General features: G+C 60.7%; 13 protein-coding genes and 1 pseudogene. 10 read left to right on the top strand and 4 right to left on the bottom strand.

The genetic code is table 11. The features are described 5' to 3' along the window. Positions 1-3 precede the first annotated feature (3 nt). From E5X88_RS30465 to E5X88_RS30455, 3 genes are all read right to left on the bottom strand, one after another. Complete coding sequence (locus E5X88_RS30465) at positions 4-555, bottom strand: GNAT family N-acetyltransferase (RefSeq protein ID WP_292167835.1); 552 nt, start codon at positions 553-555, stop codon at positions 4-6. Continuing rightward, complete coding sequence (locus tag E5X88_RS30460) at positions 555-1,868, bottom strand: aminotransferase class I/II-fold pyridoxal phosphate-dependent enzyme (protein ID WP_292167806.1); 1,314 nt, start codon at positions 1,866-1,868, stop codon at positions 555-557. Before E5X88_RS30460 ends, E5X88_RS30465 begins: the two co-directional genes overlap by 1 nt. A 202-nt stretch (positions 1,869-2,070) precedes the next feature. Continuing rightward, positions 2,071-2,772, bottom strand: a complete 702-nt coding sequence (locus tag E5X88_RS30455) for a response regulator transcription factor (RefSeq protein WP_292167804.1) — start codon at positions 2,770-2,772, stop codon at positions 2,071-2,073. 344 nt (positions 2,773-3,116) lie between these two features. Between E5X88_RS30455 and E5X88_RS30450 the strand changes: the two genes are divergently transcribed. Both E5X88_RS30450 and E5X88_RS30445 read left to right on the top strand, forming a co-directional pair. Further along, positions 3,117-4,031 (top strand): nucleotidyltransferase and HEPN domain-containing protein, encoded by a 915-nt coding sequence (locus tag E5X88_RS30450; protein ID WP_292167834.1) that lies wholly within the window; start codon positions 3,117-3,119, stop codon positions 4,029-4,031. 934 nt (positions 4,032-4,965) lie between these two features. Next, positions 4,966-5,880 carry a hypothetical protein gene (locus E5X88_RS30445; RefSeq protein ID WP_292167802.1) on the top strand — a complete coding sequence of 305 codons (915 nt, stop codon included), beginning with the start codon at positions 4,966-4,968 and terminating at the stop codon, positions 5,878-5,880. Positions 5,881-5,973: 93 nt separating this feature from the next. Here the strand turns inward: E5X88_RS30445 and E5X88_RS30440 are convergent. Next, positions 5,974-6,192: pseudogene (locus E5X88_RS30440) on the bottom strand (hypothetical protein); the annotation flags it as partial. Positions 6,193-6,656: 464 nt separating this feature from the next. On the opposite strand from E5X88_RS30440, the gene nanR reads away from it, so the two are divergent. The 8 genes from nanR (at position 6,657) to ugpC (ending at position 14,296) form a co-directional block, all read left to right on the top strand. Further along, positions 6,657-7,319 carry a transcriptional regulator NanR gene (nanR, locus tag E5X88_RS30435; protein WP_292167801.1) on the top strand — a complete coding sequence of 221 codons (663 nt, stop codon included), beginning with the start codon at positions 6,657-6,659 and terminating at the stop codon, positions 7,317-7,319. Beyond that, a complete protein-coding gene (locus tag E5X88_RS30430; RefSeq protein ID WP_292167799.1) occupies positions 7,319-7,624 on the top strand; it encodes a putative quinol monooxygenase in 306 nt (101 codons plus the stop codon). Before nanR ends, E5X88_RS30430 begins: the two co-directional genes overlap by 1 nt. A gap of 47 nt (positions 7,625-7,671) precedes the next feature. Continuing rightward, positions 7,672-8,448 carry an aldolase/citrate lyase family protein gene (locus E5X88_RS30425; protein WP_292167797.1) on the top strand — a complete coding sequence of 259 codons (777 nt, stop codon included), beginning with the start codon at positions 7,672-7,674 and terminating at the stop codon, positions 8,446-8,448. Positions 8,449-8,461: 13 nt separating this feature from the next. Beyond that, positions 8,462-9,514, top strand: a complete 1,053-nt coding sequence (locus tag E5X88_RS30420) for an NAD(P)-dependent oxidoreductase (RefSeq protein ID WP_292167795.1) — start codon at positions 8,462-8,464, stop codon at positions 9,512-9,514. Positions 9,515-9,631: 117 nt separating this feature from the next. Further along, complete coding sequence (locus tag E5X88_RS30415) at positions 9,632-11,287, top strand: extracellular solute-binding protein (RefSeq protein WP_292167794.1); 1,656 nt, start codon at positions 9,632-9,634, stop codon at positions 11,285-11,287. 113 nt (positions 11,288-11,400) lie between these two features. Further along, a complete protein-coding gene (locus E5X88_RS30410) occupies positions 11,401-12,342 on the top strand; it encodes a carbohydrate ABC transporter permease (protein WP_292167792.1) in 942 nt (313 codons plus the stop codon). Further along, complete coding sequence (locus tag E5X88_RS30405; protein ID WP_292167789.1) at positions 12,342-13,190, top strand: carbohydrate ABC transporter permease; 849 nt, start codon at positions 12,342-12,344, stop codon at positions 13,188-13,190. Before E5X88_RS30410 ends, E5X88_RS30405 begins: the two co-directional genes overlap by 1 nt. 11 nt (positions 13,191-13,201) lie before the next feature. After that, complete coding sequence (gene ugpC, locus E5X88_RS30400; protein WP_292167787.1) at positions 13,202-14,296, top strand: sn-glycerol-3-phosphate ABC transporter ATP-binding protein UgpC; 1,095 nt, start codon at positions 13,202-13,204, stop codon at positions 14,294-14,296. Positions 14,297-14,656: the final 360 nt, after the last annotated feature.

Genomic DNA, 14,656 nt, shown 5'->3' with positions numbered 1-14,656 from the left:
ACTTCAGGAGGACCTTCGAGAGGTCTGCTCCAGGCTCGGCCCAGGCCACTCAGCCTTATTCCGTTCGAAGCTGAGATAATTGATGTCGCGATGGCTCGTCATACCGCTGTGCGTAAATCCAAGCTTCTTGAGCACCATTTGCGATTGGTGATTGGTGGGCCGAACCAGTCCGACCAGCTTCGGGCAACCCAACCTGCCAAAGGCGTCGGCAACAATCAAACTAGCCGATTCAGTCGCCAGGCCACGTCCTGAGGCCCGGTTGGAGAAGCAATAGCCGATTTCAACGGCATCATGCTTGAAACTGCGCAGACCGCATCGCCCTGCAAAGAGAAGATCACCATCTGGCTGCTTTTCAAAAACGGCGAAGAACGTCAGTCCAAATTCCCTCGCCTCTCTGAGATAAAGATCGAGCAGTTCGTCCGATTGATTGCGGCTCATCGGCTGGCCGCCTGTCGTGAGGCGAACGACGAGCGGATCGCAATGAAGCAGAAACAATGCGTCCGCGTCCGAGGGCAGAAGGGGCCTCAGAAAGAGACGATCCGTTTGCAGAACCATCAACGACCTTCTCCCGCCTTGATGATGTTTGATGCAAGCGTAGTTGGCGATTTTGGGCCGGCCTCATCGGATGGGACAATCGCAGCAAGAGCGTCGCATAGCCTCTCGATGTCTTTGGGGTCGTGTCCGGCCGTTGGACATATGCGCAATCCGGATCGCCCTTTGCGGACAGTTGGAAAGAAGACGGCCGACACGTAGAAGCCGCAATCAAGAATGGCGCGAGCCGCCCCGATCGAAATCAGCTCGTCGCCAATCGCGACCATGCGGATTGGCAGCTGGCTGTGGGCCTCGCTCGTCTCGAACATCCGATCAAAAAGCTGCAATCGGTCCTGGAGCGCCGACTGCAACCGATGCAGTTCTGTCGTGCGATGTAGTTCCGCCGATGCGAGTGCTGCACCGATTGCCGCAACATTCGGGGATGCCGAAAAGGCATGCGCGACGGCAAAGCTGCGAAACAGATCTTCTTGTTGTGACGTGCCCAGCATGATCAGACCGCCCGACGCACCAAAGCCCTTGCCCAGAGAACTGGCAATGATTGTGCGATCGCCAAGTGGGCCTGGAATCCGAGAGCGTGCGTAGCCTTCGCCATTACGGCCGAAGATCGAGATGCCATGGGCGTCGTCGATGTAAAGAAAAAGCCCATAGCGCTGCTGCAGCGCCAGCAGGTCTTCAATGGGCGCGCTGCCCCCCATCGAGTAGATACCGTCACAGATGTAGACCACAGCGCCTTTCTCGCGGCAGATCGTCTCGAGGGACTGCAAGTCGTTGTGAGCAATTGTAACAACTTCGGTTTCTTCGGCGATCGTGCCCTTGTGAAATGCCAGCGACGCATGCGCCAGCTGGTCAAAAACCATCACAGGCTTCTTGCCGCCGGTAAAATGTCCGGATGCCAGGATTGGAAGCGCTCCCATATTGGCGGCCAGCACCGTTGTGTAGACGATCACGCGCGCAGCGAAGAGATCCGAGAGACTGTCCTCCAGTTCCCCGATCAAAGCGAAGTTCAGACGAGTACGCGCACACGACCAGTGTAGCGTGCCGTAGCGCTCGATAGCCTCAAGAGCTCCGCCAATGATCTTTGGATGGTTGTCCAAGCCAAGATAGGAACAGCGGACGAAGTCGACGACCCTATGTTCCCTGTTCCGGTCAATGCTGATTGCCACGCCGCGTCCGGCGAGCGGGCGCGCATATAGTGCCATCAGTCCCTGAACGCGCGCAGCGGCGAAATGATTGCTAGCGCTGTCGATCAGGCCCTGCGTGTTTCGGCTTGTGTGCCTGCTGCTTTTTGCAGCGTTTGCGGCAGATAGGCTGACCATCGAATTCCTCCAGCGCTCGCGCGGCGAGAGAAACGGCAGTCCAATGACCAAGAAACCAGTTTTGCGCCGTGCCTCGTCGGTTCGAATAGTCGGCGCGTGGTCCCCGAAATTCCATAAAGCCGGAGACAATTTTGTGACAATTTTTGATGACGACTCCTGTCACGGGCCGCCAGCAGTGAGAGTTTTTTTGCCGTTCTCCTGCTCAACCGGAGGCATCCAGTCCATATCCGGCCGAACGCACCGTACGAATGAGATCGCGGCCGGCCGCCTTCCTCAAAGCTTCGCGCAGACGGCCCATATGTACGTCTACAGTGCGCGGTTCCACGTGAATGTTGGGCGCCCACGCCGCTCGGATGAGCTCCTCCCGGCTGAAAATGCGCCGAGGATCGACCATCATCGTAGCCAGCAGCCTGAACTGTATTGGCCCCAGAACGATACCCTTACCATCATACCGCACGCGATGTTGTCGGGGGAACAGTTCGAGCTTTCCCCACGAAAGCCCCGCCTCGCCAATGTTCGCGAGGCTCGTAATCTGTTTGCCCATGCCCGCCAGAGCGCGCAAGGCGCGGACGATCTGCGAAGGAGAATGGGGCGAGACCAAGATATGATCGACGCCGGCCTTCAGAAGCCCAAAATACAGGGCTTCGTTTCTCGAAGGAAGCACGGCAATAAGTGGAATTGACCGTTCCTTGCTCGCCTGGCAGAGGCGATCGATAGCGTCGGGCATACAAGATGAATCGCTGCAATCGAGCAGCACAGACGTGAAGGGGCATTGCGGCAACAGTTCCAGCGTCTTTACGCAGTCGCTGGCCGGAAGACAAGCAAAACCCTCAATTTCGAGGATATAGCTAATAAGCAGGTAATAGCTGGCATCTGAGGAGCAAACGAGAATACAAGGTCTCATCCCGATTGGACTCGCTGTTGACGGAGCGTCTCGAGCTTGCGTTCTCAACGCTTCAATGATGTTGCAACAAATACAGAAGAATCGCGCTTGAAGATATTAGGTGGCGCTACTATAACGCGCGCCGCAGGTGTCTTCTGGCGATTCTTTTTCATATTTTGCCACAACGTCCTGTTTGACGTTGCCATTATGTTGCAACATAATCCTTGCAGCTGATCGTGACAAGCCGGAGTTGTGACACTCGATCAAAGGCTAGCATGAAAAGCGGTGATGCCAGCGGGCATAGAATTCGCAGCCGGCATCATCTAACCCTTCCGTCCAGATCGCGGACCATGCACTATCGAATGATGAAAACCAGTCTTGACCACCTGCCGTCGAACAAGCAGCGCGAACTCGCCCGCGTCGTCGAGATCCTCCTCGAAGAGGTTGAGGATGCGCTCAAAGGCAGTTCGGCCGAGTTCAAAAAGAAGGGCAGAGTTCTCAAAATCATCCTTTTCGGCTCCTATGCGCGCGGCGACTGGGTGGATGAGCCGCACACCATGAAGGGCTACCGCTCGGATTTCGATCTCCTCGTCATCGTCAACAATCGCAAGCTGACGGACTTTGCCACCTACTGGTACAAGGCCAGCGATCGGCTGTTGCGCGATCGCGGTGTGTCCACCCAGGTCGGGTTGATCGTGCACTCTCGCCGGGAAGTGAATACTGCGCTTAGGCAGGGACAGTATTTCTTCTCCGAAATACGGCGCCAGGGTATCGTGCTTTACGAACTCGATGACGAACCGCTGGCCGAACCCAAACCGCAGAGCCCGGCGGACGCACTGAGGTTGGCTGGTGAGAATTTTCAGAACCGTTTCCCCGGGGCTGGTGGTCTATTAGACACCTCCAAATATGCCCTGGCAAAAGGACGTAACAACGAGGCCGCATTTCTGCTCCATCAAGCCGTCGAGCATGCCTATTCAGCATTGCTGCTGACCCTCACAAGCTACAGCCCGCCATCACACAACCTGAACTTTCTTCGCACTCTGGCCGAGGAACGGGACCGGCGGCTGACCGACGCCTGGCCGCGTGACCAACAGCGCCTTCGTGCCTGGTTCAACACGCTGAACGAGGCTTACGTGAAGGCGCGATATTCCGAGCACTATCAGATCAGCATCGAGGCGTTGGAATGGCTCGGCGAGCGAACCGCTATCCTGCATGATCTTGTCGAGTCTATCTGCAGGCAGCATCTGGAAATGCTTGCCCAACAAGTTCCTGTTGTATGAGACTGTGTTTTGGACGGGCAGCCGATTTGATTTTGGACGAGCGGAGGACAGATCAAGACTGTTGAATGAAGGCGATGTGATGCCAGGGACGACACGAAAACTCGAGGCGGATTTCCTCGATCGTGGCTCAATTGGAGTTTGAACGTCCGGCCATCCTAAAAACCCTGCGTCGGACATTCACGCAGGAACATCGTCATGCAGAAACGCGACAGACCAAATCCTTCGACCGTTCGTGGGAAGGCAAGCGCCCTCGCCACTGCGGCAACGCTTGAGCACAACAAGGCTGCGCTCGCCGCCGCTTGGTGTGCTCTTCGTGCGCGCTGTGACGGTCGCCAAGCCGATTACCGGTTCTGGTTTCGGGTTTTCGAGAGTCACTCCCGGCCGACCTCGCTGAACAGGAGAGAGTGACCTTCGTTCTCGAAGACCTCGATCCGGCAACCGATCATCCCAGCGAGCCTGGTGAAGCTCGACAAGTCGGGCAGGCTGATCGAATTAGGCCCAAGACCTGGCATCTTCATCAAACGCCAGCGGCCGCTTAATACCCGAGGCTTGGGCCTTGTTCCGGCTCTTCACCGGTGAATTCCGCAGATCAACCTAAGCGCCCGATGCATCACGCTCGCGCCGCTAGTGCATATTAGCTTTTCCCTGGCATCTTGTGGTGACCACTGGCGTTTTCTTGATGCTGTTCTCCCGCCTTGTCGCGTCGATCAAAGGCTGAGCGAAACTGATGCACGGGCATGCGCTGCCCGCCTCCAACTTTGCAGGGATCGTCGATCGGCAAGTGCACGGAACAGAACCCCTGCAACAACATTGTTAGATCATCGTTCACAACGCACGGGAGGTTTCCATGGGTCGCGGTATCTTGCTCTGGCTGCTCGGTGTCCCCATTCCGATCATCATTCTCATTATGCTTTTCGCGCGGTAGGAGGCTGTGATGCAGTCAACCCTCTTGGCCGCCGATGTTTCCGCTTCGAACGAATCCTCGGCCCCTGCTGTGAGTTGGGGTCCAATCATCGCCGGCGCCTTCGCCGCGTCGACTCTCACACTCATCCTGATGCTGGTCGGCTCGGGACTCGGCCTCACCATGGTATCGCCGTGGTCCGGCTCAGGTGTCTCGGTCACTACATTCGCGGCGTCCACCGCCGTGTGGCTCGTAGTCGTGCAGTGGCTGTCATCGGGGGTCGGCGGCTATCTTGCTGGCCGGCTTCGCACCAAATGGGTGGGCATCCACACGGACGAAGTCTTTTTTCGCGATACCGCCCACGGCTTCCTGGCTTGGGCGCTGGCCACGCTGCTTGTAGCCGGTGTGTTGGGCTCGGCCCTTTCTGCGGCACTGGGCTCAGGCGTTCAAGCCGCTTCGACCGTCGTCTCGGGTGCTGCGATGGGAGCTTCGGCCGGCGCCTCCACCAATGCCAGCGGAGCGCTCGACAACACGACATCCTACTTGGTGGATGCGCTTTTTCGGCCGGCCGACCCCAGCAAACTTGCGGCTGCTAGTCCGCAAAACGACGCCGCAACGGCCGCGCAGGCCTCGCGCATCCTGGTCGCCAGTGCGGCGGCTGGGGAGGTCTCGGCAGACGACAATGCCTATTTGACGCAACTTGTGGCCGTGCGCACCGGGCTTTCGCAGGCCGATGCCAAGGCACGCGTCGATGCAATAATCGCTAAGGTAAACGACGCGAAGATCAAGGCCCAGCAGGCCGCCGATACAGCCAGGAAAGCCAGCGCCACGTTCGCACTCCTTGGCGCGCTGTCGCTGGTTGTCGGTGCCTTCATCGCCAGCGTCGCGGCAGCGCTTGGCGGTAAACAGCGCGACGATGAGGAAGCACTCTATCTTTCGAACCGATAACTGGCCCCGGCCGGATCGGCCCGCGTCGCCGAGTGGCGCGGGCCCTTTGCGATCGTCGATGGGCGCGAACCAAAGGCATCGACCGCTATACGCTTATCGTCCTGTATTTTTGCCGTGGGTCGTCCAAACCGGTGCCGATCTGCCCGTTGCGGCAGCAGGACGTTCCAAGACGGCTTCGGAGTGCGAACGGGCAACGTTGCGAACCTCCTCCTGAATTGCTTAGTTGGCGTCGAGTTCCCCATGACTCGTGGCATACAGCTTCCAGTAGCCGATATGGCGGTCGAGTTCCGCGCTGGGTCCTGCCGGCAACACCGGGGCCGTGCGGATTGCCCCCTCTTCCGGGCCCCTGAGCCGCGCGGCGGCATCGTCGTTTCGACTGGTACAATTCGCCTGGCAGCGGAGCTTCACCTGGCAAAAATTGATGGAAATCCTGCCGGGACGAACGGAGCATGGACTGTGCCGTAGCCCGTATATCCCGCATGTGATCCCTGTGGATTGCCATCGCAATGCACCTGTTTTGATTTTTTCGCCCGTCCGACTCGACAACGCTCCCGGATAGCGTTGGCCAACGGCAGCGGACACTCAGTCGGATTGTCATCCGCCAGATCGTTGCGTGTGGTGCATTGGTCTCGGAACCAGTCCTGGCGACGGTGGTTTTGTCGACAAGAGTTCTGTTTGACATAGCGATAGTAGGGCAATAGCTTGCTAGCCTGGTATAAAAGGTATGCCACGTGATTGGGATTCAGATCAGACAGCGGAAGCTTTCCGACGAGGTCGTGGAGCACCTCGAGCGGATGATCCGCACTGGAGAGTTGGCCGAAGCCGACCGGCTTCCGTCGGAACGGGAACTCATGCGGCAGTTCGGGGTCGGGCGCCCTTCAATCCGTGAGGCGCTACTGCATCTGAGCAAGATGGGTCTTGTCGAGGTGAGGTCCGGCGAGCGTGCCCGCGTCACCCGCCCCACGCCCCAATTCGTGATCGACGCTCTCTCAGGGCCGGCACGGCACATGATTTCGGCCCCGGGCGGGGTTCACGACTTCCAGAGCGCGCGTCTGTTTTTCGAGGTCGGGCTTGCCCGCAACGCCGCCGTGAATGCCACGCCAGAGGACATAGAAAACCTCAAGGAGGCGCTCGAGATTAACCGGCAGTCGATCGGCGACCTCACGCGCTTCGAGCGTACGGACGTGGACTTCCACTACGTGCTGGCGGTGATCACCCGCAATCGAATCTTCACGGCTATCCACGCGGCCTTGGCCGAGTGGCTGCTCGAACAACGGCGGACGACCTTGGCCAAAGGTGAAGACCGCAAGGCCTACGAGGCCCATCGCGAAATCTTCGAGGCGATCGCGGCGCGCGATCCGGACGAGGCCGAAGCAGCGATGCGCAGGCATCTGGAATATGTGTCGCGGCGCTATCTGGAAATCGCGAGGCCCAAGTGATGACCAGCTTCGTTGTCTGGGTCGATTTCCGCCTAAAGCCGGGCACCCGAGACAGCTTTCGAAAGCTGGTCGACGCCAATGCGACCGCGTCGGTTCGCAATGAGGCCGGCTGCCGCCGCTTCGACGTGACGGAGGCGCGCGGCGAACCGGACCGGATCGTGCTCTACGAAATTTATGATAGCGAGGCCGCCTTCGACGAACACTGCCGCACGGCTCATTTCGATGAATTCAACACGCAGAGCGCGCCGCTCGTCGACGCCAAATTGGTGACGATCTGCGACCTCGTTCTCGAGGCTGCGCCTTGAACAAAGGATAATCGCATCGCCTTTCGGGGCGAAGGGGAGGGAAGTGGATGTCACAGCCAGGTCTCAAGGCGTTAGCCGCTCACCGCAGGGTCAAGCTCGGCACGCTCGTCGCCGAGTTCGCGACGCCGGGAATCGGGCACATTCTGAAGTCCGCCGGCTGCGACTTCGTCTTCTTCGATATGGAGCATTCGGGCTTCAGCTTGGAGACGGTGAAGAGCGCGATCCGCTATTTCGAGGCAGCCGACCTGCCGGTAATGGTGCGTGTGCCGTCACAGGATTACCATTTCCTCGCCCGCGCCATGGATATGGGCGCCGAAGGCCTGATCGCGCCGATGGTGAGTACCGTCGAACAGGCTCAGCACATCATCAATTCCATGAAATACCATCCTGCCGGCGCTCGCGGCGTAGCCTTGCAGATCGCGCATGACCGCTACCGTCCGGGCTCGGTTGCAGATAAATTCGAAGCGGCCAACCAGCGCTCGGCGTTCATCTGCCTGATCGAGACCGCCGAGGGCGTCAAGAACATCGACGGCATTTCGGGATTGGACGGGGTCGATTGTCTGTGGGTCGGACACTTCGATCTGTCGGTCTCACTCGGCGTTCCCGGCGACTTCGCCCATCCCACCTTTACCGGTGCGATAGACAAGATCGTCGCCGCCGCCAAGAAGCACAACAAATCGCTCGGACGCCTGGTGCCCAACGTGCAGCAGGGGCACGACTTCTACGCGCAAGGCTTCGATTTCATTTGCTATTCGGGCGATGTCTGGGTCCTGCACGATGCGATGGCCGACGCAGTCTCCAAGATCCGGGCCGGCTGCAAGTGAGGTGGAGGAGACGATGGCCAACGCAATGTTCAGGGTGGCGCTCTCCGGCGATTTCCGCAAGCCGGACGGCTCGCCGACCTATCCCGACTTCGACCTGGAGCCGCTGCGCAATGCGCCCGGCGTGGAGATGGCGTTCCTGGAGCCGAACAACCCGCTGCGCGCCGAGCAGCTTGAGGATTTCGATGCGCTGATCCTGCTCGCCCATCGCTTCGATGCGACCAGTGTCCCAAAGAGCGGCCGCCTGGCCGTCGTCGCCCGTTTCGGGGTCGGCTACGATACCGTCGACGTCGAGGCCTGCACCGCCGCCGGCATCGCGCTGGTCATCACGCCCGACGGTGTGCGGCGGCCCGTTGCCGTATCCGTGATCACCTTAATGCTGGCACTGACCGGCAAGCTGCTCACGAAGGACGCCCTGACCCGCAAGGGGCCTTATGGATTCGACAAGCGTTCGGAGCATATGGGTTTGGGCCTGGTCGGACGGACGCTGGCATCGCTCGGCGTTGGCAACATCGGCGCCGAGGTCTTTCGCATGGCGAAGCCCTTCGACATGAATTTCATCGCCCACGATCCATTCGCCGACAGGAATGTCGCTGCCGAACTCGGCATCGAACTGGTCGGGCTGGAGGATCTGTTCCGCCGCGCCGACGTGCTGTCGGTGAGCTGCCCGCTGACGCCTCAGACCCATCACATCGTCAATGCCGAACGACTCGCCCTGATGAAGCCGACGGCTTACCTGATCAACACTGCGCGCGGCCCGATCGTCGACCAGAAGGCGCTGACGAAGGTGCTGCAGGAGCGCCGCATCGCCGGCGCGGGACTCGACGTGCTGGAGCAGGAGCCGCCGGATGCCGACGATCCGATCCTCAAGCTCGACAACGTCATCCTGGCGCCGCACGCGCTCTGTTGGACCGACCAGTGCTTTGCCGGCAACGGTGCAGCCGACGTCAAGGCGGTGATCGAGGTGCAGCAAGGCCGCGAACCGCGCGGCGTGGTCAATCGCGAGGTGCTTTCGACCGAGGTATGGAAGAATCGGTTGGCCGGTTTCGCCGCCCGCTTCGGGGCATAGGAGAACGAGAATTCGGCGCGTCGCCGCGGCCCTTCGCGGCGGCTTCACGGGAGGAATGCTCGACCGCCGCGCCCGCGGACGAGTGACGCAAACGGAAAAATGGGAGGACCAACCATTATGAACGATCATGAAAAACGTGACTATCAGGCAGGCCTCGAAGCAGAGGTCGACGCCTTCATGCGCGGCGAGACCACCCGCCGAACCTTCATAACCCGCTTTGGCCAGATGACCGGCATGCTGGCGGCATCCGGGCCGATTCTGGGTATGATGACGGATTGGGCGCTGGCCCAGCAGAAGCTCGAACTCGCCGACGCCGGCTCGCCGCTCGGCCAGGCGCAGGCCGCGGCAATGAAGGCGTCGATGGAAGGACCGGCGGACGGTTCCGCCTTCCGCGCGGTCGAGGCGGCCAAGGCGCATTCGGGCGTTACGCTGAACATGACCTACGAGGCCGGCCTGCAGGCGCTCGACCCGCGCAATTTCAGTGGGCCGATGTGGGAGCAGCTTACGGGCATGAAGTCGAATGTGGTCGAACTGTCGAACCCGGACCAGTACTCCAAGGCCGTCGCAGAGCACATTGCCGGTTCAGGCGCTTATGACGTCCTTGACATCTCGCCAGCCTGGACGCCGTCGCTCGCTGATGGCGGCGTCATCGCACCGCTTGACGACTACATCGCCAAATACATGAACTTGGCCGACCTTGAGGATTATCATCCCCTCTACAAGGCGCTGCCGACCTACAAAGGCAAGGTCTGGGGCTTCTTCGACGACGGCGACATGTTCGCACTCTATTATCGCAAGGATATCTTTGAGGATCCGAAGATGGTGGAGGCCTACCAGGCCAAGTTCAACGCCAAGCTTGCGCCGCCGAAGACTTGGGAGGAGTATGCCCAGATCGCCCAGTTCATCACTGACCAGATGGCGCCCAACGTTTACGGCGCGGGCCATTTCCGCAAAGCGGGCAGCCCGGGCAACCAGTTCGATTTCCTGCAGCAGTACCGTGCCAACGGCGGAAAACTGTTCGGCGACGACATGAAAGCCGGCTTGGTTTCGGATGCCGGCGTCAAGACGCTGCAGAACATGATTGCGGCCAATGCGGCGTCGATCCCCGGCAACAACGAACTCGACGCCGTCTCGCTATGGGCGGCGTTCCTCACCGGAAAGGTGGCGATGATTTACTCCTGGCCGCCGTCAGGCCGCATGGCCGCGAACTATTCACAGTCGGCCACTGCAATCAACTTCATCCCGCAATCACAGATCGCCGGCAAGGTAGGCTATGCGGTCGTGCCCGGCAATCCCGAACATGCGACCGGCTACAACAAGGCGCTGTCGGCTGATTCAGCCAACCCCGAAGCGGCCTACCTGTTCATGCAGTGGATATGCTCGCCGCCCGTCTCGCTTGCTCGCTGCATGCTGCCCTATGCGCTGCGCGATCCTTACCGCATCTCCCACTTCAAGTCCGAGCTCTACGGCGCGCTGTTCCCGAGCGCCAAGGAGTATCTGAGCAATCTCAACAACTCGGCCAATGTCGGCCTCCTCGACCCGATCATGCCCGGCGCGCAGGATTATTTCTTGAGCATCGACCGCATGTGCACTGCGGTGTGGGCCGGTGCGGATCCGAAGGCGTCGCTGGAAACGGCGGCGGCCGAGTGGAACGAGACGACTGACCGGCTCGGCGTGGATTCGCAGAAGGCATTCTACACCGAGTTCCTGAAACTGCCGGGCGCCACCGCCGACAACACGGTGGAGAAGCTCGGCATGGCGGTTACCCTGTGAGGCCTCGGCCGGCGTCGGGGACGCCGGCCGGTTCTCTTGATCAAAATCGGTGTTGCGGGCGCTTGGCCCGCAACACCTCGTCGCAACCGCCAGGCGCATTCGGATTATAATCGATGCAGTACACCGCCACCATCAGTCGCATGAAAGCTGCCGGCGCCCCGCCCCGGCTGTCGGGCTTCGCACAATGGGCGGATCGCCACTTCAAATGGCTGCTGGTCGCGCCAGCAGTGCTGCTGATCCTGGCGCTGTCGATCTATCCGCTGCTGTTCTCGCTGGTCGTGTCCTTCATCAACTACGATTTCCAGGTGCCGGGCCACGCCTTTGTCGGATTGAAGAATTTCGAGCGGGTCGTGTTCGATCCCGTCGCGCGTTGGTCGCTGTTGCTGACGGCGTGGCTGTCGGGGGTCAGCGTCGCCATCGAGTTCGTGCTTGGCCTTCTGGTGGCGCTGACCATGGTGCGCGGCTTTCCGGGCCGCGGCGTGATCATGTCGATCCTGATCGTGCCGCTGTTCATCAGCCCGGTCATCGTCGGCCAGGCCTGGACGTTGCTGCTGCAACGGCCTTTCGGGCCGACCAACTACATCTTGACGCAATTGTTGGGGCAGGAGGTGACGATCGGCTGGATGACCGAAGCTCCATGGCTCTATGCCTCGCTGATCATTGCCGATGTCTGGCAGTGGACGCCATTCATGTTCGTCATCCTGCTCGCCGGGCTGACCGCCATTCCGCCGAACCTCTATGAGGCGGCGGAACTCGACGGCGTCAATGCCTGGCAGGCATTCTGGGCGATAACCCTGCCGCATCTCGCGCCGATGATGCTGCTGGCGCTGACCTTTCGGCTGCTCGACGCCATCCGCATGTTCGATACTATTTTCATCATGACCGGCGGCGGGCCGGGTACGCGGACCTACACGGCGTCCTACTATCTCTACACAGTCGGCTTCACGCAGTTCCACCTGTCGCAGGCGACCGCCGGAAGTTGGCTGTTCCTGGTCTTCACCGCACTCGTAGTGACGCTGCTGGTGCGGCGCCTGTTGAAGGCGGAGCCGGTCTGATGGCCGCTGTCGCGCCCGCCCGCCGCACGAAACGCCGGTCGGTACCCGTCGGCCGTATCCTGCTGCTCGGCTTCTTCCTGCTCTTCGTGCTGTGGCCGCTCTACTGGATGTTCAACACCTCGATCAAGCCGAGCGACGACTATCTCACCGTGCCGCCGGTCTGGTTCCCCACCGCGCCGACGCTTGTCCACTACGAAGCCGCGCTGTTCGCCTATCGCGGCCTCGACGGGCTGATCAACAGCCTGATCATCTCACTGTCGGCAACGGTGCTCTCGGCCTTGTTCGGCACCTTGATGGCCTACAGCCTGGCGCGCTACAATACCGGCGGCCAGCATCTGTCCTTCTGGGTGCTGTCGCAGCGTTTCCTGCCGCCCATCGGCATCGTGCTGCCAGTATTCCTGATCTATCGCGGCGTCGGCCTCTACGACACGCATATTGGCCTCATCATCGCCTATACGGTGTTCACGCTGCCGGTATCGGTATGGATGATGTTCGCCTATTTCCGCGGCATGCCGAAATCGATGGAGGAGGCGGCCCTCGTCGACGGCTGCACGCGCTGGGAGGCATTCTGGCGCGTCGCAGTGCCGCTCGCCGCGCCCGGCATCGTCGCCGCGGCCGTCTTCGCCTTCATCGCCTGCTGGACGGAGTTCTTCTTCGCGCTGATCCTGACCAGCCGCACTGCTTTCACGCTGCCAACGGTGTTCCGCGCGTTCATCGGCTTCCAGGGCGCGCAATATGGCGAGGCGGCAGCCCTTGCCATCGTCTCCCTCGTGCCGTCGATCGCGCTGGGAGTACTTGCTCAACGACATCTCGTGCGCGGGCTGACGCTCGGCGCCGTTCGCGGATAGAAAGGGTCGGCATGGCCGAAGTCAGGATCACCGGCTTGCACAAGCGCTACGGCGCCTTCCATGCCGTGCGCGGCATAGACCTCGACATTCGCGATGGCGAGTTCACCGTACTGGTCGGCCCGTCCGGCTGTGGCAAGAGTACGCTGCTGCGGACCATCGCAGGGCTAGAGGAGAGTTCGGAAGGCACGATCGAGATTGGCGGCGAAGTGGTCAACGATTTCCGACCGCGCGACCGCGATGTGGCGATGGTTTTTCAAGATTATGCCCTCTATCCGCACATGAGCGTGGCGAAGAACATCGGCTTCGGCCTGAAGGCTCGCAAGATGCCGAAGCCAGAGGTGGAGGCACGCGTTGCCGAGGCGGCACGCATGCTTGGCATCACCCCGCTGCTCGGGCGTTTTCCACGTCAATTGTCCGGCGGACAGCGCCAGCGCGTCGCCATCGGCCGCGCTATAGTCCGCAACCCCCGCATCTTCCTGTTCGACGAGCCGCTGTCCAATCTCGACGCGCAGCTTCGTGACGAAATGCGCGGCGAGATCAAGCGCCTTCACCAGGACATTGCCACCACGATGATCTACGTCACGCATGACCAGATCGAGGCGATGACGCTGGCCGATCGCATCGTGCTGATGCGCGACGGGTTGATCGAGCAGCAGGGCGCGCCGCTCGACCTGTTCGAGCGCCCCGCCTCGACCTTCGTCGCCGGCTTTCTCGGTTCTCCGCGCATGAGCTTCCTGCCGGGCACGCTGAAGTTGGACGGCAGCGCTGCCGCCATCCGGCTCGCCGATACGCTGCTGCCGGTCGCGCCCGGCCGGACCTTGAATGGCGCTGCGGACGGACAGGCGGTGCTGCTGGGGCTGCGGCCAGAACATCTGACGCGCGCACACGCAGCGGCACCTGCGCAGGGCATATTTCGCTACGACGCAACGATCGACCTGCTGCAGCCGACCGGTTCGCGGAGCTATGCGACTTTCCGCCTCGCTGGCGCGCCGGTGATGGCGGAACTGCAGGCGCATGACGTCAGCCGTCCCGGCGAGAGGCTGCCGATCGACATCAACATGAACCGGGCCTCGATTTTCGACGCTAAGTCCGAGCGAGCGATTTGACCGAGGCAGCATCTCGAGCGAGGCTGGTTCCCGGCAACGATCTTGAGCAGGAGCAGCTTTCGGGCGGCATCCTCTGCCACAGTCGGACATCTCGCTCCTGACGCTGGTTCGAGATCGCAACGGAAGTTCAATTTCATTTCCTGTGTAGCCCGTCATAATGAGGCCGGCGGCGGCATTACGAGCATGTCTCGAGGAGGAGATGAAATGCGGCTCAACAGGTCCTTTATTTTTACGGGTAAAGTTTCATCGGCGCTTCCCGCAGCAGAGAGGAAACGGCGCGGACGTCAAACCATTCTGGCATGTGTGGCTGTGGTGGCCGGTTCCGCAATCGCTGGTCTCGGGGCACAAGCCGCCGAGATG

It is taken from the genome of Mesorhizobium sp. (assembly GCF_004962245.1).
Lineage (GTDB): Bacteria > Pseudomonadota > Alphaproteobacteria > Rhizobiales > Rhizobiaceae > Mesorhizobium.
The sequence above is the reverse complement of the archived record's forward strand: the minus strand, read 5'-3'. Positions and strand labels throughout refer to the sequence as shown.